General features: G+C 68.5%; 11 protein-coding genes, 1 tRNA gene and 1 rRNA gene. 2 read left to right on the top strand and 11 right to left on the bottom strand.

Annotated elements, in window-relative coordinates; translation table 11 throughout:
- Positions 1-66: 66 nt before the first annotated feature.
- From ABZX79_RS28990 to ABZX79_RS28955, 8 genes are all read right to left on the bottom strand, one after another.
- On the bottom strand, positions 67-447 hold the full coding sequence (locus ABZX79_RS28990) for a helix-turn-helix transcriptional regulator (protein WP_355263958.1): 381 nt from the start codon (positions 445-447) through the stop codon (positions 67-69).
- 109 nt (positions 448-556) lie between these two features.
- On the bottom strand, positions 557-1,048 hold the full coding sequence (locus ABZX79_RS28985) for a CinA family protein (protein WP_355264167.1): 492 nt from the start codon (positions 1,046-1,048) through the stop codon (positions 557-559).
- 38 nt (positions 1,049-1,086) lie between these two features.
- Positions 1,087-1,743, bottom strand: a complete 657-nt coding sequence (gene pgsA, locus ABZX79_RS28980; RefSeq protein WP_355263955.1) for a CDP-diacylglycerol--glycerol-3-phosphate 3-phosphatidyltransferase — start codon at positions 1,741-1,743, stop codon at positions 1,087-1,089.
- Positions 1,740-3,242: a 30S ribosomal protein S12 methylthiotransferase RimO gene (rimO, locus tag ABZX79_RS28975; protein WP_355263952.1), complete on the bottom strand. Its 1,503-nt coding sequence runs from the start codon at positions 3,240-3,242 to the stop codon at positions 1,740-1,742. The genes pgsA and rimO overlap by 4 nt, the downstream gene beginning before the upstream one ends.
- Before the next feature lie 124 nt (positions 3,243-3,366).
- Positions 3,367-4,212 carry a helix-turn-helix domain-containing protein gene (locus tag ABZX79_RS28970; protein ID WP_355263949.1) on the bottom strand — a complete coding sequence of 282 codons (846 nt, stop codon included), beginning with the start codon at positions 4,210-4,212 and terminating at the stop codon, positions 3,367-3,369.
- 202 nt (positions 4,213-4,414) lie between these two features.
- Positions 4,415-7,213 carry a DNA translocase FtsK gene (locus ABZX79_RS28965; RefSeq protein ID WP_355263946.1) on the bottom strand — a complete coding sequence of 933 codons (2,799 nt, stop codon included), beginning with the start codon at positions 7,211-7,213 and terminating at the stop codon, positions 4,415-4,417.
- 141 nt (positions 7,214-7,354) lie between these two features.
- Positions 7,355-8,041 (bottom strand): response regulator, encoded by a 687-nt coding sequence (locus ABZX79_RS28960; RefSeq protein ID WP_355263943.1) that lies wholly within the window; start codon positions 8,039-8,041, stop codon positions 7,355-7,357.
- Positions 8,042-8,285: 244 nt separating this feature from the next.
- Positions 8,286-13,838, bottom strand: coding sequence for a HAMP domain-containing protein (locus ABZX79_RS28955; protein ID WP_355263940.1), 5,553 nt, complete (start codon positions 13,836-13,838; stop codon positions 8,286-8,288).
- 265 nt (positions 13,839-14,103) lie between these two features.
- Between ABZX79_RS28955 and ABZX79_RS28950 the strand changes: the two genes are divergently transcribed.
- Positions 14,104-16,770 (top strand): SpoIIE family protein phosphatase, encoded by a 2,667-nt coding sequence (locus ABZX79_RS28950; RefSeq protein WP_355263937.1) that lies wholly within the window; start codon positions 14,104-14,106, stop codon positions 16,768-16,770.
- Between the two features lie 57 nt (positions 16,771-16,827).
- Here ABZX79_RS28950 and ABZX79_RS28945 read toward each other — a convergent pair.
- A tRNA-Thr gene (locus ABZX79_RS28945) sits at positions 16,828-16,900 on the bottom strand.
- Between the two features lie 104 nt (positions 16,901-17,004).
- Here ABZX79_RS28945 and ABZX79_RS28940 point away from each other — a divergent pair.
- Positions 17,005-17,922, top strand: coding sequence for a PHB depolymerase family esterase (locus tag ABZX79_RS28940; RefSeq protein ID WP_355263934.1), 918 nt, complete (start codon positions 17,005-17,007; stop codon positions 17,920-17,922).
- Here the strand turns inward: ABZX79_RS28940 and ABZX79_RS28935 are convergent.
- Together ABZX79_RS28935 and rrf are read right to left on the bottom strand one after the other, a co-directional pair.
- On the bottom strand, positions 17,919-18,584 hold the full coding sequence (locus ABZX79_RS28935; protein ID WP_355264164.1) for a DegT/DnrJ/EryC1/StrS family aminotransferase: 666 nt from the start codon (positions 18,582-18,584) through the stop codon (positions 17,919-17,921). The genes ABZX79_RS28940 and ABZX79_RS28935 overlap by 4 nt on opposite strands.
- Before the next feature lie 113 nt (positions 18,585-18,697).
- Positions 18,698-18,789 (bottom strand): 5S ribosomal RNA (gene rrf, locus ABZX79_RS28930); the annotation flags it as partial.

Genomic DNA, 18,789 nt, shown 5'->3' with positions numbered 1-18,789 from the left:
GGGTCCCTCAGGACCCACCGGGGCTCTTCCCCAAGCTCTACAAGCCTCAGACCAAAATCGCCGCAGTCAGGCGGCGACCACGTCCACCGCTTCCGCGGGTGCCTTGATCGTCACCCGCTCCGGTGGAGCACCTGCCACCGACGTCACCGAAACGGAATTGAGCATCGGGCGTACCGGTGGACGCACCGGCTCGCTCGCAGCCGACTCCGCCAGCTCGGCCAGCGACAACTCATCACTCACTTCGCGCATGAGCTCGGACATCCGTACGTCAAGCGCGTCGCAGATAGCGGAGAGCAGCTCGGAGGATGCCTCCTTCTGCCCCCGCTCCACCTCGGATAGATAGCCGAGTGAGACTCGGGCGGACGAGGAGACTTCGCGCAGAGTACGGCCCTGGCGCTGGCGCTGCCGACGCAGCACGTCACCAAGCAGGCGACGGAGCAGAATCATCGGTGGCTCCCTCCTCGGACCGCGTAGCCGCATCCTTCACGCCCCACCGTACCGCCTCGCACTGCGGCCGTGCGGGGAGCGATGTCGTGTTCACTCAGGGCTGCAAACATCAATTCCCCCCGTTCTGTTCCGTATCCTGTGCCCGCGCATTTTCATTCAGTTCGTCGGAGAGCAGAGTCAATACTCTCCGTACACTCTCCATACGGATTACCGCCCGGTCCCCGTTCAACCTCAACCGGGCCACTTTCCCGGCGCCGTCCGGCCCCGCGACCGCCACGAACACGGTCCCGACGGGCTGCCCGTCGTGCGCTTCGGGCCCCGCGACTCCCGTCGTCGCGACTCCCCAGTCGGCCCCGAGGACCCGCCGCACCCCCGCGGCCATCTGCCGCGCGACCTCGCCGTCCACGGCTCCGCGCTCCTCCAGGAGTGCCGCGTCGACGCCGAGGATGTCCCTTTTGAGCTGCGTGGCGTACGCCGTGACGCCCCCGCGGAAGACTCTTGAAGCACCAGGCACGGAAGTCAGCTCCGCGGCCACCAGACCGCCCGTGAGCGATTCGGCGACAGCGAGCGTCTCGCCCCGCCCAGCCAGTAGCTCCAGCACCTCAACGCCACCACTCGCACGCACAGCGGAGCCATCGGTCACTTTGACGACTCCTCCGCCGCGATCCCGGCCCGCCGCAGCACCACGGCCTGGCGCACATAGTCCAGCCCGCTCACCACGGTCAGCACGACCGCCACGGCCATCACCCAGAACCGCAGCGTCGCGAGCGGCCCCGTCAGCGCCAGCACGTACATCCCGACCGCCACGCCCTGCAGGAGCGTCTTCATCTTGCCGCCGCGGCTGGCCGGAATGACCCCGTGCCTGATCACCCAGAAGCGCAGCACCGTGATGCCCAGCTCCCGGAAGAGAATGACGCCCGTCACCCACCACGGCAGGTCCCCGAGCGCCGACAGGCAGATCAGCGCCGCGCCCATGATCGCCTTGTCGGCGATGGGGTCGGCGATCTTCCCGAAGTCGGTGACCAGGTTGTACGTACGGGCCAGATGCCCGTCAAAAATATCGGTGATCATCGCGACGGCGAAGGCCGCCCATGCCCACGCGCGCCAGGCCGGGTCGTACCCGCCGTCCTGGAGCATCAGCATCACGAAGCCGGGCACCAGCACCAGCCGCATCATGGTGAGGATGTTGGCGATGTTCCACAGGCTGGCCTGATTGACGGCCGCAGCGCCCAGCTTGCCGCCGGGCGCCGGCTTCGCGCCGGTTCCACCGGCAGCGGATGCCGGGACTCCGGTCATCTGCCTGCCTCCTCGTCGGGGGTCTGGGGGTCGCCTCCCAGAAGGTCGCAGTGTTCCGCCACCAGGTCCACGCCCTCGGTACCGACCACCTTCGCCACGACCATACGGCCGACCGCCAGCCCCTCGCCGGACGTGAACAGCACCTGCCCGTCCGTCTCGGGCGCCTGGTGCGCCGCACGCCCCACCGCGCCGTCCTCACCGTCCACCGACTCGACGAGCACCTCGACCGTCTCACCGAGCCGCTCCTCGGCCCGCTGGGCGGTCAGCTCGTCCGCGAGCCGCGAGATGTGCTCGAGCCGCTCCGCGATGACCTCGGCGTCCAGCTTGTTGTCGTACGTGACGGCCTCGGTGCCCTCCTCGTCGGAGTACCCGAAGACGCCGATCGCGTCCAGTCTGGCACCCGTGAGGAAGCGCTCCAGCTCGCCGAAGTCCGCCTCGCTCTCGCCGGGGAACCCGACGATGAAGTTGGACCGCACACCGGCCTGCGGCGCCTTGTTCCTGATGGTCTCCAGCAGCTCCAGGAAGCGGTCGGTGTCACCGAAGCGCCGCATCGAGCGCAGCACACCGGCCGCCGAGTGCTGGAAGGACAGGTCGAAGTACGGCGCGATCTTCGGCGTGGACGTCAGTACGTCGATCAGTCCCGGCCGCATCTCCGCGGGCTGCAGGTAGCTGACACGTACCCGCTCGATGCCGTCGACCTCCGCCAGCTCCGGCAGCAGCGTCTCGAGCAGCCGGATGTCACCGAGGTCCTTGCCGTACGACGTGTTGTTCTCGGAGACCAGCATGATCTCCTTGACGCCCTGCTCGGCCAGCCAGCGCGTCTCCCCCAGTACGTCGGAGGGGCGCCGCGAAATGAACGATCCACGGAACGACGGAATGGCGCAGAAAGAACACCTGCGGTCGCACCCGGACGCGAGCTTCACGGAAGCGACCGGGCTGTTCCCCAGACGCTGCCGCAGCGGCGCACGCGGTCCCGAGGCCGGCGCGAGCCCCTCGGGCAGGTCCTCAGGAGGCGTGTCCTGAGCGTGCCCGGGAAGCGCCACGTCGGAGGCGCTGGAGGCGTCCTGGCGCTCCGCGGGGCTGATGGGCAGCAGCTTGCGCCGGTCGCGCGGGGTGTGGGAGGCGTGGATGCCGCCGTTGAGGATGGTCTGGAGGCGGTCGGAGATGTCGGCGTAGTCGTCGAATCCGAGTACGCCGTCGGCCTCCGGCAGCGCTTCCTGGAGTTCCTTGCCGTACCGCTCGGCCATGCAGCCCACGGCGACGACGGCCTGCGTCTTGCCGTGATCCTTCAGATCATTGGCTTCCAGCAGGGCGTCGACGGAGTCCTTCTTGGCGGCTTCGACGAATCCGCAGGTGTTGACGACGGCGACGTCCGCGTCCGAGGCGTCCTCGACGAGCTGCCAGCCGTCCGCTGCCAAGCGGCCTGCCAGCTCCTCCGAGTCCACCTCATTACGGGCGCAGCCAAGAGTGACAAGGGCGACGGTGCGGCGTTCGGGCATGGGCTCAAGACTACTTTGTCCCGGCGCGCGCCCCCGCCGCGAGGGTTCCACGGGGCCGGCGCCCCCGAAATCCGGGCCCGGCCCCGGCCTCCCCGGCCTGCTCGCGGCCCGGAAGGCGTCCAGGTCAGCCGACCTCGGGGTCGCCCTTCGTGTACGTCAGCCGCTCGACCTGCCCCGGCTGGAACTTGTCCCCGACCTCCTTGCCGTTCACGAACAGCTGCATCGCCCCGGCGTCGCCGAGCACGAGCTCGATCTTCTCCTTGTCCGTGAAGGTCTTGGACTCGCCCTTCTCCAGCAGGCCGTCGAAGAGCAGCCTGCCGTTGTGGTCCTTCGCCGAGATCCAGCTCTTGCGGTCCTTGGCGGTGAGGGCGACCGTCACCTGGTCCTGCGGGACGGCCGCGATGGCACTGTCCGACGGGTCGGGCTTGGGGTCGACGGGCTTGGTCGGGGCCGGCTTCGCGGGCTTGGTGGCGGCCGGCGTGGAGCCGCCGGCGACGTCCGTGGAGCCGCCGTTGCCGTTGCCACCGTTGAAGAGCGTGAAGCCGACGAAGCCCACGACGGCGACGATCGCGGCGACCATGGCCGCGGTCCAGTTGGGGCGACGCGCCTCGGGACGGATCCGTTCCGCCTCGAAGAGCGGCGCGGCGGGCGTGGGCGCGGGACGACCGCCGTGCTCGTCGTCGTACTGCGCGACCAGGGCGTCCGCGTCGAGGCCGACGGCGCGCGCGAGCGTACGGATGTGCCCGCGTGCGTAGACATCGCCGCCGCAGCGGCTGAAGTCGTCCTGCTCGATCGCGTGCACGATGGGGATGCGCACCCGTGTCGAGCCGCTGACCTCGTCGACCGTCAGACCCGCGTCAACGCGGGCCTGCTGGAGAGCGCGTCCGATCGAGGGCCGGTCGTCTTCGATCGAGGACCGGTCATCTTCGATCGAAGGCCGGTCGTCTTCGGGAGAGTTGCCGATGGACACGGGGGCGCCTTTCGAGCGTGAGCCACCTGCTGGGTGTTCAGTCTAGGGGTGGTACGAAAGCGTGAGGCAACTGGGAGGGCGGACTTTGTACGCCATCAGAACCGCTCGCCAGAACGGCCTGGCAGCCCGATGGTGACACCATCTGTCTCCCCCTTCCCTCAACTGGACGTACGAACACGGGAAACGGTTGCCCACCGTTCTCTTACGGGTGAGAATCTCCCCGGATCATAGCGAGCATTTCATCCAATTCATCCGGTTTCACGAGTACATCGCGCGCCTTCGATCCCTCACTCGGCCCCACGATGTTCCGAGATTCCATCAGATCCATGAGCCTGCCCGCCTTTGCGAAACCGACACGCAGCTTCCGCTGGAGCATCGAGGTCGAGCCGAACTGCGTGGACACCACGAGCTCGGCCGCCTGGCACAGAAGGTCCAGGTCGTCACCGATATCCTCGTCGATTTCCTTCTTCTTCGCCGTCCCGACCACGACGTCTTCCCGGAAGACGGGCGCCATCTGGTCCTTGCAGTGCTGGACGATCGCCGCGACCTCGTCCTCGGTGACGAACGCGCCCTGCATACGGGTCGGCTTGTTCGCGCCCATCGGCAGGAAGAGACCGTCGCCCTTGCCGATGAGCTTCTCGGCGCCCGGCTGGTCGAGAATGACCCGGCTGTCCGCGAGCGAGGAGGTCGCGAAGGCGAGCCGCGAAGGCACGTTCGCCTTGATCAGACCGGTGACGACGTCCACGGAAGGACGCTGGGTGGCGAGCACCAGATGAATGCCCGCCGCGCGGGCCAATTGGGTGATGCGGACGATGGAGTCCTCGACGTCGCGCGGCGCGACCATCATCAGGTCCGCGAGCTCGTCGACGATCACCAGCAGGTACGGGTACGGCGACAGCTCCCGCTCGCTGCCCTCCGGCGGCTTCACCTTGCCGTTGCGCACGGCCTGATTGAAGTCGTCGATGTGCCGGTAGCCGTACGCCGCCAGGTCGTCGTAGCGCAGGTCCATTTCCCGTACGACCCACTGGAGCGCCTCGGCGGCCCGCTTGGGGTTGGTGATGATCGGCGTGATCAGGTGCGGGATGCCCTCGTACGCCGTGAGCTCGACCCGCTTCGGGTCGACCAGCACCATCCGTACGTCCTCGGGGGTCGCCCGCACCATGACCGAGGTGATCAGGCAGTTGATGCAGGACGACTTTCCCGACCCGGTGGCGCCCGCCACCAGCACGTGCGGCATCTTCGCGAGGTTGGCCATCTCGTAGCCGCCCTCGACGTTCTTGCCGAGCGCGACGAGCATCGGATGGTCGTCCTCGGCGGCATCGGCGAGCCGCAGCACATCACCCAGCTTGACCATCTCGCGGTCACTGTTCGGGATCTCGATGCCGACGGCGGACTTGCCGGGGATCGGACTGATGATGCGTACGTCCGGACTGGCGACGGCGTACGCGATGTTCTTCGCGAGCGCCGTGATCCGCTCCACCTTCACGGCCGGGCCGAGCTCCACCTCGTACCGCGTCACCGTCGGCCCCCGGGTGAAGCCCGTGACCGCCGCGTCGACCTTGAACTCCGTGAAGACGTTCGTCAGCGAGGCGACGACGGCGTCGTTGGCGGCGCTGCGCGTCTTACCGGGACCGCCGCGCTCCAGCAGGTCCAGCGAGGGCAGGGAGTAGGTGATGTCCCCGGCGAGCTGGAGCTGCTCGGCGCGCGGCGGCAGCGGCTGGGAGACCTCGGGCTGCGCCTTGGTCAGATCCGCCACCTTCGAACCGGCCGCAGGCGCACCACCCGTACCCACCGCGGGAACGGGCGTACGTTCCGGCTTCCCGGCGCCCTCGCGCGCGGGCGGCACAGCGGCCGGACGCTCGGTCGTGACCCCCTGCGTCAGATCGGCCACGAGCGCCGAGGGCGGCAGCCCGTTCAGTACGGCGCCGTCCAGCGCGGCAGCGGCGGCCGCGGCGAAGTCGACAGGGTCCATGGGCTCCATGGCACGCGACGCGGATGCGGGCTGCGCGGCGGCCCTGCGGGGCCGGCGGCGCCGGGTGAGTGCCTCCTCCTCGGCGAGGTCCGCGTCGTACTCCGCGGGCGCCGGGCCCCGGCGCGCGGACCCCCGGCGCGCGCCGGGGGGAAGCGCCTCGCGCCACTGCTCCTCGTACCGCTCGTCGTCCTCGAAGTCGTACTCCTCCGGCGGCGCCGGGAGGATGCCCAGCATGATTCCGAGCTGACGCAGCCGCTCCGGGATGGCATTGACCGGCGTGGCGGTGACGACCAGCAGCCCGAACACGGTGAGCAGCAGGAGGAGCGGTACGGCGAGGACGCTGCTCATGGTGAAGACCAGCGGCGTGGAGGCGGCCCAGCCGATCAGTCCGCCGGCGTCCTGCAGCCCCTCGATGCCGTCGCCGCGAGCGGGCGATCCGCAGGCGACGTGCACCTGTCCGAGGACACCCACGACGAGGGCCGAGAGCCCGATGACGATGCGGCCGTTGGCCTCGGGCTTCTCCGGATGCAGGATCAGCCGTACCGCCATGACGCCCAGCAGTATCGGCACCAGCAGATCGAGCCGCCCGAACGCACCGGTCACCAGCATCTCGACCAGATCGCCGACCGGGCCGCGCAGCTGCGCCCACGTCCCGGCGGCGACGATCAGCGCGAGGCCGAGCAGGAGCAGCGCGACGCCGTCCTTGCGGTGCGCCGGGTCAAGCCCCTTCGCGCCACGCCCTATTCCGCGCAGCAGCGCGCCCACGCCGTGCGCGAGGCCAAGCCAGAGAGCGCAGACGAGGCGGTACACGCCGCCGGTCGGCGACGGCGCCGCCTTGGGCGCGGGCCTGGCCGCCGCCTTCTTGGCAGGCGCCTTCTTGGCGGGCGTCTTGGGCGAGGTCTTCTTCGCTGCGGCGGCGGTCTTCTTGGCGGGCGCCGCCTTCTTCGGGGCGCCGGTGGTACGGCCGGCGCGCGGCTTCGCGGTGCCCGCCGTGCCCTGGGAACCCTTGCCGGACGTACGTGAGGCCATGGTGGTGAGGTTACCTGTGCGGGCCGCGACGGACACGTGTGCCCACTGCTTCACCCGTCCGTGTCGTGCCGCGGGAGGCCGGATGCTGACGCCACCTCACGCGGCCTTCCGCGCCCGTCAGTACGACCCTCAGTACGTCCGTCAGTGCTGCGAAGGAAACGGGGGCGCCGCGCCGTTGGTACCAGGTTCGAGCGCGTCGAGCGCCCGGCGCAGGCCCGTCAGTTTACGCTCGAGGTGAGCCGCCGTGGCGACGGCCGCGGCGTCCGCCGATTCGTCGTCGAGCTGCTTGGAGAGCGCCTCGGCCTGCTCCTCAACGGCGGCAAGCCGCGCGGAGAGTTCAGCGAGGAGCCCGGCAGGCTCCTTCGATTCGCCCACGCCGCCCGCCTGACCGCCGCCCTCCAGCTGGAGGCGCAGCAGCGCCGCCTGCTCGCGCAGTTGGCAGTTCTTCATGTACAGCTCGACGAAGACCGAGACCTTGGCGCGCAGCACCCACGGGTCGAACGGCTTCGAGATGTAGTCCACCGCGCCCGCCGCGTAACCCCGGAAGGTGTGGTGCGGACCGTGGTTGATGGCGGTGAGAAAAATGATCGGGATGTCCCGGGTCCGTTCTCGCCGCTTGATGTGCGCGGCGGTCTCGAAACCGTCCATTCCTGGCATCTGAACGTCCAGCAGAATGACCGCGAAGTCGTCCGTCAGCAGCGCTTTGAGCGCTTCCTCCCCTGACGATGCCCGTACCAGTGTCTGATCCAGCGCAGAGAGGATGGCCTCCAGCGCCAACAGATTCTCCGGCCGGTCATCGACCAGGAGGATCTTGGCCTTCTGCACCATGGCCCGCCCTCCTCGCCCCGGCAGTGCACCGGGCGCCGCCCCAGGGGACGACTCTCTTGCGTCGCCCGTCCTTGTGCCGGTCATCGTAGCCGCACCCCGCCTGTCGCCACACCCTGTCACCGCGATGTCACTGTGCACGTAGCAGAAACGCGGTGGGAGACCAGAAGGTTCCCCGAATACCGCCGACTCACACGCCTTCGGCCACAGTCAGTCAGCAACCCGCCCAGATTCGCACACTCAACGATCACTCCCCACGCATCCACTGATCCATCACAGAGAGCAAATGGTCGGGATCGACCGGCTTCGTAACGTAGTCGGAAGCGCCGGACTCGATGGCCTTCTCCCGGTCGCCCTTCATCGCCTTCGCCGTCAGCGCGATGATCGGCAGCCCCGCGAACTGCGGCATCCTGCGGATCGCCGTCGTCGTCGCGTAACCATCCATTTCCGGCATCATGATGTCCATCAGTACGACCGTCACATCGTCGTGCTGCTCCAGGACTTCGATGCCCTCCCGGCCGTTCTCGGCGTACAGCACCGAGAGCCCGTGCTGCTCCAGCACGCTGGTGAGCGCGAAGACGTTGCGGATGTCGTCGTCGACGATCAGCACCTTCTCGTTGGAGAACATGATGCCGCGACGCGTCTGTGGTGCCGCGGCCTCCTGACCGCTCCCCGTCCACGACTCCTGGGAAGCCTGCGCCTGCTGCCCGCCCGAGGGCTGACCGGTCTGAGCAGTCTGGCCGTTCTGACCATTCTGACCGGCCTGCCCCGGCAGCGCCGTCCGCTGATCCGCGGCGCCCACCGCCTTGCGACGGCGCCGGAACAGCCCGGCCGGACCGGTCTGCGGGTCCGAGGGCAGCCGGGCGGGCCCGTTGTCGGCCGGCTGCGGGACGTCCGTCCCCGAGGCGTCCTCCGGGAGGCTCCCGCGCAGCGGCTCCATGCCGCCGGGCGTGAGCTGCGGGTAGCCCTGGGGCGGCAGTTCGCTCGGGTGCAGCGGCAGGTAGAGCGTGAACGTCGACCCGCGGCCCGGCTCGCTCGCCGCGTGGATCTCGCCGCCCAGCAGCCTGGCGATCTCCCGGCTGATGGACAGCCCCAGACCCGTGCCGCCGTACTTCCTGCTGGTCGTCCCGTCGGCCTGCTTGAACGCCTCGAAGATCACCCGCATCTTGCTGGCCGCGATCCCGATGCCGGTGTCGGTCACCGAGAAGGCGATGAGATCGGCGTCCGCGTCCCGCAGCGACCCGGCCTCCAGCAGCTGCTCACGGATCGCGTTCGGTACGTCGGCCTTGGCCGGCCGGATGACGAGCTCGACGGCCCCGCTGTCGGTGAACTTGACCGCGTTGGACAGAAGGTTGCGCAGGACCTGGAGCAGCCGCTGCTCGTCCGTGTGCAGCGTCGCGGGCAGCTCCGGGGACACCCGTACCGAGAAGTCGAGTCCCTTCTCCGCCGTGAGCGGCCGGAAGGTCGCCTCCACGTAATCGACGAGCTGGACCAGCGCGATCCGGGTCGGGCTGACGTCCATCTTGCCCGCCTCGACCTTCGACAGGTCGAGGATGTCGTTGATCAGCTGGAGCAGGTCGGAACCCGCCCCGTGGATCGTCTCGGCGAACTCCACCTGCTTCGGCGAAAGATTGCCCTCCGCGTTGTCTGCGAGCAGCTTCGCCAGGATGAGGAGCGAGTTGAGCGGCGTACGCAGCTCGTGCGACATGTTCGCCAGGAACTCGGACTTGTAGCGCATCGAGACCGCGAGCTGCTCGGCGCGCTCCTCCAGGACCTGCCTGGCCTCTTCGATCTCGGTGTTCTTGACCTCGATGTCGCGGTTCTGCTGGGCCAGCAGCTCCGCCTTCTCCTCCAGTTCGGCGTTGGACTCCTGAAGGGCCTTCTGCCGGTTCTCCAGCTCCGCCGAGCGCTCCCGCAGCTGCTCGGTCAGCTCCTGCGACTGCTCCAGCAGCACCTCGGTCTTCGTATTGACGCTGATGGTGTTGACGCTCGTCGCGATCATCTCGGCGATCTGGTTGAGGAAGTCCTTCTGGATCTGCGTGAAGGGCTGGAACGACGCCAGCTCGATCACACCGAGGACCTTCCCCTCGAAGAGCACCGGCAGCACGATCACGTGCGCGGGCGGCGCCTCGCCGAGACCGGAGGAGATCTTGAGATAGCCCGGCGGCACGTTGTCCACCAGGATGGTGCGCTTCTCCTCCGCCGCGGTGCCGATGAGCGTCTCACCCGGCTTGAAGGAGGTAGGCATCGAGCCGGCCGAGTAGCCGTAGCTACCGCGCATGCGCAGTTCGTACGGGCTCTCCGCGTCCGCCCCCACCTCGGAGCTGCCACGCGTGGTCAGGGCCAGGAAGAACGCGCCGTGCTGCGCCGAGACCACCGGCGTCAGCTCGCTCATGATCAGCGAGGCCACGTCGTCGAGATCACGGCGGCCCTGCATCAGACCCGAGATACGGGCCAGGTTGCCCTTGAGCCAGTCCTGTTCCTTGTTGGCGAGGGTGGTGTCGCGCAGGTTGGCGATCATCGTGTTGATGGTGGTCTGGAGCACCTGGATCTCGCCCGCCGCATCGACGTCGATCTTGAGATTCAGGTCGCCGCGGGTCACCGCGGTGGCCACGGCCGCGATGGCGCGCACCTGCCGGGTCAGGTTCCCGGCCATCTCGTTCACGGACTCCGTCAGGTCGCGCCAGGTGCCGTCCACATCGCGTACGCGCGCCTGGCCGCCCAGGATGCCCTCGGTGCCCACCTCACGGGCGACCCGGGTCACCTGGTCGGCGAAGGACGACAGCTGGTCAACCATCGTGTTGATGGTGGTCTTGAGCTCCAGGATCTCGCCGCGCGCGTCGATGTCGATCTTCTTGGTCAGGTCGCCCTTGGCGATGGCCGTGGTGACCATCGCGATCTGGCGGACCTGCCCGGTCAGGTTGGACGCCATCGAGTTCACCGACTCGGTGAGGTCCTTCCACGTACCGGAAACGCCCGGCACCCGCGCCTGGCCGCCGAGTTCGCCTTCCGTACCCACCTCGCGGGCCACTCGCGTGACCTCGTCGGCGAACGAGGACAGCGTCGTCACCATGGTGTTGACGGTGTCGGCGAGCTGGGCGACCTCGCCGCGCGCCTCGACCGTCACCTTCTTCGTCAGGTCACCGTTGGCCACCGCCGCCGAGACCTGCGAGATGTTCCGCACCTGCGACGTCAGGTTGTTGGCCATCAGGTTGACGTTGTCGCTGAGGTCCTTCCAGATGCCGGTGACGCCGCGTACGCGCGCCTGGCCGCCCAGGATGCCCTCGGTGCCCACCTCACGCGCGACCCTCGTCACCTCGTCGGCGAACGACGAAAGCTGGTCGACCATCGTGTTGACGGTGGTCACCAGCTCCAGGATCTCGCCCTTGGCATCGACGGTGATCTTCTTCGACAGATCGCCCTTGGCGACCGCCGTCGTCACCTCGGCGATGTTGCGCACCTGGGAAGTCAGGTTGTTGGCCATGGAGTTGACGGACTGCGTGAGGTCCTTCCACGTACCGCTGACGCCCTGCACCTCGGCCTGGCCGCCCAGCATGCCCTCGGTGCCCACCTCACGGGCCACCCGGGTCACCTGCTCGGCGAAGTTCGACAGCTGGTCCACCATCGTGTTGAGGGTGTTCTTCAGCTCCAGGATCTCGCCGCGCGCGTCCACGTCGATCTTCTGCGACAGGTCACCACGGGCCACCGCCGTCGCGACCTGCGCGATGTTGCGGACCTGAGCGGTGAGGTTTCCAGCCATTCCGTTCACGGAATCGGTCAGATCGCGCCATACGCCGGCGACACCCGGCACCTGCGCCTGGCCGCCCAGCCGGCCGTCCGTACCCACCTCGCGGGCGACCCGAGTCACCTGGTCGGCGAACGAAGACAACTGGTCCACCATCGTGTTGATGGTGTTCTTCAGCTCCAGGATCTCGCCGCGCGCGTCCACGTCGATCTTCTGCGACAGGTCACCACGGGCCACCGCCGTCGTCACCTGCGCGATCTGGCGTACCTGCGAAGTCAGGTTCCCCGCCATGAAGTTGACGGAGTCGGTGAGTTCCTTCCACGTACCGCTGACACCGTCGACCCGCGCCTGGCCGCCGAGGCGGCCCTCCGTACCCACGTCACGCGCCATCCGCGTCACCTGGTCGGCGAACGAAGACAGCTGATCCACCATCGTGTTGACGGTGTTCTTCAGCTCCAGCATCTCGCCGGAGACGTCGACGGTGACCTTCTGCGACAGATCACCATTGGCGACCGCCGTCGTGACCTGCGCGATGTTGCGCACCTGCCCGGTCAGGTTCCGGAAAGCGGTATTGACGGAGTCCGTCAGGTCCTTCCAGGTCCCCGCCGCGCCAGGCACCTGCGCCTGGCCACCCAGCAGTCCCTCGACACCGACCTCACGCGCCACTCGCGTCACTTCGGAACCGAAGGACTGGAGCTGGTCCACCATCGTGTTGACGGTGTTCTTCAGCTCCAGCATCTCGCCCGCGACATCGACGGTGACCTTCTGCGTCATGTCACCGTTGGCCACCGCCGTCGTGACCTGCGCGATGTCCCGCACCTGCGTCGTCAGATTCCGGAAGACCGTGTTGACGGAGTCCGTCAGGTCCTTCCACGTGCCCGCCGCGCCCGGCACCTGCGCCTGACCGCCCAGCAGACCCTCGCCACCGACCTCGCTCGCCACTCGCGTGACCTCGTCCGCGAACGTACGCAGCGTCTCGGTCATCTGGTTGATCGTCTCCGCGAGCTGGGCGACCTCGCCCCGCGCACTCACGGTGACCTTGCGCGACAGATCGCCATTGGCGACCGCCGTCGTCACCTCCGCGATCCCGCGCACCTGAGCCGTCAGGTTCCCGGCCATCAGGTTGACGGAGTCCGTCAGGTCCTTCCACACACCCGCGACGCCGGGCACCTGGGCCTGCCCGCCCAGCTCACCCTCCGTACCGACCTCACGCGCGACACGGGTCACCTCGGAGGAGAACGACGACAGCTGGTCGACCATCGTGTTGACGGTGTTCTTCAGCTGAAGCATTTCGCCGGCCACATGCACGGTGACCTTGCGTGACAGATCACCCTTGGCGACCGCCGTCGTAACGAGAGCAATGTCACGCACCTGAGCCGTGAGCCGGTACGCCATGGTGTTGACGGAATCCGTGAGATCTTTCCACGAACCGGACATACCGCGCACCTGAGCCTGGCCGCCCAGTTTGCCCTCGGTACCCACCTCGAGCGCGACCCGCGTCACCTCGTCCGTGAACGCGGACAGCTGGTCGACCAGGTTGTTGACCGTACGCCCGACCTTCAGGAACTCCCCGCGCAGCGGGTGCCCCGCACCGTCCGCGCCGTCGCCCCCCTGCGTCCGCAGCTCCATCCGCTGGTCAAGATCACCGTCCGCCACCGCGGACAGCACCCGCCCGACCTCGGAAACAGGCCGCGCGAGGTCGTCCACGAGCGCGTTGGACGCATCGATCGCGGTGGCCCAGGAACCCTCACAGGCCCCTGTTTCCAGCCTTTCGGCCAGTTTTCCCTCACGTCCGACCATGCGCCGCACTCGGGCGATCTCACCCGTCAGATGCAGATTCCGGTCAGCCACCTCGTTGAAGACAGCGGCGATCTCGGCCATCACGCCGTCGCCCGACACCGTCAGGCGTTTGCGGAAATTGCCGTCCCGCATCGTCACAAGGGCCTGCAGCAGCCTGTTCAGGGCCGCCGTATCCACTTCGGTTGTCCCATTGTTCCGGGACCGTCCGCCTTTTGCGCGCGTGCTGGTGCTCCGCGCGGCTACGCCAGACTCCACCGTGTCCCTCCCGCAGGGGTTGACCGTACTCATCGGGCTTCGCCCGAAGCCTTCCCAGTGTTTCACCATGGCCGAACCAGGCCATAACAGTTCGGCAGCTTCGCACACCCCTCCCCGGACTCCCGAGGCGGAAACACTGGTAACCGGCATCCGTTCGGACAGCGAAGGTAAGTAACCTGGCTTCCGGCTGTCCAGCCGCCCCGGTCCGCCCGGCGGGGGCGGTGACGTGAGATCCACAACCGGGCACCGGAGGGGCGGGCCGATCATGGCAGAGCCGGGCGTCGAGACGCGTACGAGGAGTTCTGTGATCACCGCGCGGGCGGCTGCCAGCTTCGACCCCGTGGGACGGTCCGTCGCGACCGCCCGCGCTTTTGTCAGGGACACACTCCAGGGGTGGGGGTATTCCGACATCGTGGACGACGCCGTCGTCCTCACCAGCGAGCTCGTCACCAACGCGGTGGTGCACGCCGGCACCACCGCCGACGTCCTGTGCCTGCGTACGGAAGAAGGCGTCCGCGTCGAGGTCGGCGACCGCTACCCCGAACGCGAGGTCCCGCTCCAGGGCACGGCCCAGTCCTTCGGCAGCCCCGACCGCGAAGGCGGCCGCGGCCTGCTGCTGTGCGCCGCCCTCGCCTCCCGCTGGGGCGTCGAGTACGCACCCACCAACAAACACGTCTGGTTCCAACTCGATCTCCCCGAACGCCCGGTGGGTATCCGCTCCGCCGGCCCCGTCCTCCCCGTCGAGCTCCTCCCGGTCGCCGACGGCCGCATCCGCGTCGCCGTCGTCCAGATCGACCGCTCCGGCGCCATCAACGCCTGGAACGAAGACGCGGAAGATCTCTTCGGATACAGCGCCGACCAGGTCATCGGCAAGCAGCTCACCGACTTCGCCGCCTGGCCGCACACCCCCGGCATCGCCACCGGCATCGCGGACGCCCTCCAGCTCTCCCGCTGGGAGGGCAGCTACGGCATCCGCGCCGCCGACGGCCGCACCGTCGCCGTCTACGCCTCCCACCTGCGCGTACGGGACACCTCCGGCGAGCCCTCCACCATCTGCCTCCTCGTACGCGACTTCGAGCGCGCCGTGCTCCAGTCCCCCCAGCGCACCCCCAGCGACACCGCCAAGGGCTCGCTCTCCGAGGGCCGTACGACGGACCCCTTCGAGGTCTTCATCGGCTCCCCCGCCCCCGACGACCTCGACGGCCTCCTCCAGCGCACCGTCGAGCGCTCCCGCGACATGCTGGACGCCGACTCCGCGTTCCTGCTCCTGGCCACCGACGACGAGACCGAGCTGGAGGTACGGGCCACCACCGGCCTCCCCTCCGCCCGCCAGCGCTTCGCCCGCGTCCCCGTAGAGGCCGGCACAGGCCGCTACGGCTCCGCACGCATGCCCGCCGTCCACGAGGACCTCACGGCCGTCCCGGGCGCCGTCCCGCTCCTCAACGGCACCGGCATGCGCTCCGTCGTCACCGTCCCCCTCAAGGTCGAGGGCCGCCTCACCGGCTCACTCGGCGTCGCCGCCGAAGCCCCCGGCCGCTACTCGAACGAAGAGGCCCTGCGCCTGCAGTTCGCGGCGGACCGCATCGCCCTGGCCGTCGAGTCCGCCCGCCTCGGCGAGCTGGAACGCCTGCGCAGAGGCTCGCTCTCCTTCCTCGTCGAAGCCTCCGACCTCCTCGCCGGTACGCTCGACCGCGACCAGACCCTGGCCCTCATGGCACAGATGACGGTCCCCACCCTGGCGACCTGGTGCGCCGTCTACACGATCGCCGACCAGTCCTCCGAGCCGTACCTCTCGTTCGTACTCCACGAGGACGAGGAGCGCATCGACGGCCTCAAGGCCCTCCTCTCCAAGATCGACCCCCCGGAGCCGGTCCCGAGCCCCGGCGCCCGCATCTGGAACGCCCCCAGCGAAGCCGCCCACCAGGCAGCCCTCCGTACGTCGATGCGCAGCCTCGGCCTCGGGTCCACCCCGCACCTCGGCTCGGGCATCGGCACCACGCTCGCCACAGCGGCAGCAGTGGGCGGCGAGACGGTCGTCCTCCCTCTGGTCGCCCGCAACCGCGTCATCGGCATGCTCACCCTCGGCAAGCCCACCGACGACCACTTCCGCCAGGAAATCCTCGAACTCGCCGAGGATCTCTCCCGCCGCGCCGCGCTCGCCCTGGACAACTCACGCCTGTACTCCGAGCGCATGGCCATCAGCCAGTCCCTCCAGCGCAGCCTGCTCCCCCCGGAGCTTCCACACGTCCCCAACGTCGAGGTCGAGGTCATCTACCGAGCCGCGGGCGAGGGCAACGAAGTGGGCGGCGACTTCTACGACCTCTTCCCGATCCGCGACGGCGCCTACGGCTTCGCCATCGGCGACGTCTGCGGTACGGGCCCCGAGGCGGCCGCCGTCACCGGCCTCGCCCGCCACGCCCTGCGCCTCCTCGCCCGCGAAGGCTTCGGCGGCCCCGCCGTCCTGGAGCGCCTCAACGCGGCAATCCTCGACGAGGGCGCCCGCAGCCGCTTCCTGACGCTCCTGTACGGCGAGCTGTGGCCCCAGGAGGACGGCAGCGCCATCCTGAAGGTCGTCTGCGCCGGCCACCCGCTGCCGCTGCGCCTGCGCCCGGACGGCACGGTCGAACCGGCCGCCGAACCCCAGCCGCTGCTCGGCGTCATGGAGGACCTCGAGCTGTACGAGCAAGTGGTCACCCTCGACCCCGGCGACGTACTCCTGTGCGTCACCGACGGCGTCACCGAACGCCGTGAGGGCACCCGCATGCTCGGCGACGACGGCCTGGCCGACGTCCTGGCCACCTGTACGGGCCTGACGGCCGGCGCGGTCGCAGGCCGCATCCTGCGCGCAGTGGAACGCTTCGCGGCGGAACCTGCCTCCGACGACATGGCCATCCTGGCCATGCGCGTACCGATGCCGCACGCCCCCCTGTAGCGAGTACGTGGGTACGCGAAAGGCCCCCGCCAACCGGCGGGGGCCTTTCGTGTGTTGAGCCCCAATACGGAATCGAACCGTAGACCTTCTCCTTACCATGGAGACGCTCTACCGACTGAGCTATTGGGGCCTTGCTGCGCTGCGGCAACGGGATAGATCATACCCCGAATCCAGCCATGCTCTGAACCTGCCATTCCTCTGGACCGGCCACGCCCCCGCTGCCACCATGCCCGGATGCGGACCCGTCCCGGCACGCTCACGCACATACCGCTCTGGTCAGCCGTAGTGGCCATGCTCCTCTCACTCACCGCCTGCGGCTCGGACGACGCCAAGAAGCCCAGGAAGCAGCGGAAACCGACCGCCGCCGCGCGCGAGACACCTCGCCCCGGTGTCCAGAAGGTGACGATGACCTGGGACGGCAAGAAGCGCGTCTACAGGGTGCACGCACCGCCCGGCTACACCCCCGGCAAGAAGCTCCCCCTGATCGTCGCCATGCACCCGTACCCGAGCACAGGCGAGTTCGTCGCCAAGCTCAGCGGCCTCAACAAGAAGGCCGACAAGGAGAACTTCCTGGTGGCGTACCCCGACGGCCTCGACCTCGGCTACAACGCGCTGAGCTGCTGCGGCGACGAGGACGACGTCGGCTTCATCCGGGCGATGACCAAGCGCCTGGTCGACAAGTGGAAAGCCGACCCGGACCGCATCTACGCCACAGGCATCTCCAACGGCGCCGACATGTCGTTCAAAGTCGCCGTCGAACTCCACGAGATCTTCGCCGCGGTCGCCCCGGTGAGCGGCGCCTACAGCGGCCCAGCCACACAGGCCACCACCTACATACCCAGAACGCCGGTCCACGTCATGACCTTCATGGGCGGCCTGGACAGGATTTACGACACAGCGGACGCGGCTATCAAGACGTGGCAGAAGCGCCTGTCCTGCAAGGCATCTTCACCACAGAAACTCAAGGAAGAGATCACGCGAACGCACGCGAAGTGCGCGGACAAGTCAGAAGTGGTCACCTACCGGATCCCCACCATGGGCCACAGCTGGCCGGGCGCAGAACCGGGCGACATGGCGGAACCGGAAGCAGGCGTCAACGCGACCGACTTGATGGTGGAGTTCTTCACCTCACACCCCAAACAAAGGTCCTAAAAGGCCGGTTGCAGGAGCCCGCCAAGTGCATTGCAGGAAGCCACGACGCGCTGGAGATCACGCCGGGACAGCGAGCCGCCGACAGACAGCGCGAGCGTCTCGTCCGCGGCATGCTCGGTCTCCGGCAGACAGATCTCCCGCCGGAAAGCGGCCAGCCGGTGTACGGGCGTCTTCACGGGCACCTCACACTCCACACCCCGGCGCCGAACAGCGCGGGCAAAGGCATCACGATCGGGCCGCCCATTCCCGGGAACGCGCACAACGTACTGCTGATACGTGTGCCCCACGCACGCCTGTGGAGTCCGTACGCCGGTGAGCCGCCTGTCCAGATAGGCGGCGTGCACCTGCCGTTGAGCGAGCGCACGCGGCTCAGGAGTCGCCTCTTCGCGATGCTCCATCACCAGTAGCCCCCGCCGACGCCCGAGCTCCTGCAACGGCCGCATACCGGCCAGGTACCCGAACCGCGGTACGGCGACGACGGCCGCCGTACGCGACGTCACGGCAGCCTCCACCGCGACCGTATCCAGGCAGTACGTCGCCCCATCGATGTCCGCGAACACGGGCACCGCCCCGACGGCCAGCACGGCCTCGGCCACCTCGATGTTCCCGTACGCCGACACGATGACCTCATCGCCGGCACCGACACCCGCGGACTTCAGCATTCCGATCGTCCCCATGTGCCTGGATGCTGGTCGTACAACGTGAACACCAAGTAACAGGGCATAAAAAAACGCTGGTCCCCGAACCGAAGTTCAGGGACCAGCGTTGAATAATTGTTCGGCGGCGTCCTACTCTCCCACAGGGTCCCCCCTGCAGTACCATCGGCGCTGAAAGGCTTAGCTTCCGGGTTCGGAATGTAACCGGGCG

This window comes from Streptomyces sp. NPDC002994 (assembly GCF_040611155.1).
Taxonomy (GTDB): domain Bacteria; phylum Actinomycetota; class Actinomycetes; order Streptomycetales; family Streptomycetaceae; genus Streptomyces.
The sequence above is the reverse complement of the archived record's forward strand: the minus strand, read 5'-3'. Positions and strand labels throughout refer to the sequence as shown.

Excerpts from the sequence above, each read along its gene's own strand:
- pgsA (WP_355263955.1), bottom strand. The coding sequence starts at position 1,743 with ATGACCGGAGTCCCGGCATCCGCTGCCGGTGGAACCGGCGCGAAGCCG.
- ABZX79_RS28940 (WP_355263934.1), top strand. The coding sequence starts at position 17,005 with ATGCGGACCCGTCCCGGCACGCTCACGCACATACCGCTCTGGTCAGCC.
- ABZX79_RS28935 (WP_355264164.1), bottom strand. The coding sequence starts at position 18,584 with ATGCTGAAGTCCGCGGGTGTCGGTGCCGGCGATGAGGTCATCGTGTCG.
- rimO (WP_355263952.1), bottom strand. The coding sequence starts at position 3,242 with ATGCCCGAACGCCGCACCGTCGCCCTTGTCACTCTTGGCTGCGCCCGT.
- ABZX79_RS28990 (WP_355263958.1), bottom strand. The coding sequence starts at position 447 with ATGATTCTGCTCCGTCGCCTGCTTGGTGACGTGCTGCGTCGGCAGCGC.
- ABZX79_RS28960 (WP_355263943.1), bottom strand. The coding sequence starts at position 8,041 with ATGGTGCAGAAGGCCAAGATCCTCCTGGTCGATGACCGGCCGGAGAAT.
- ABZX79_RS28965 (WP_355263946.1), bottom strand. The coding sequence starts at position 7,213 with ATGGCCTCACGTACGTCCGGCAAGGGTTCCCAGGGCACGGCGGGCACC.
- ABZX79_RS28950 (WP_355263937.1), top strand. The coding sequence starts at position 14,104 with ATGGCAGAGCCGGGCGTCGAGACGCGTACGAGGAGTTCTGTGATCACC.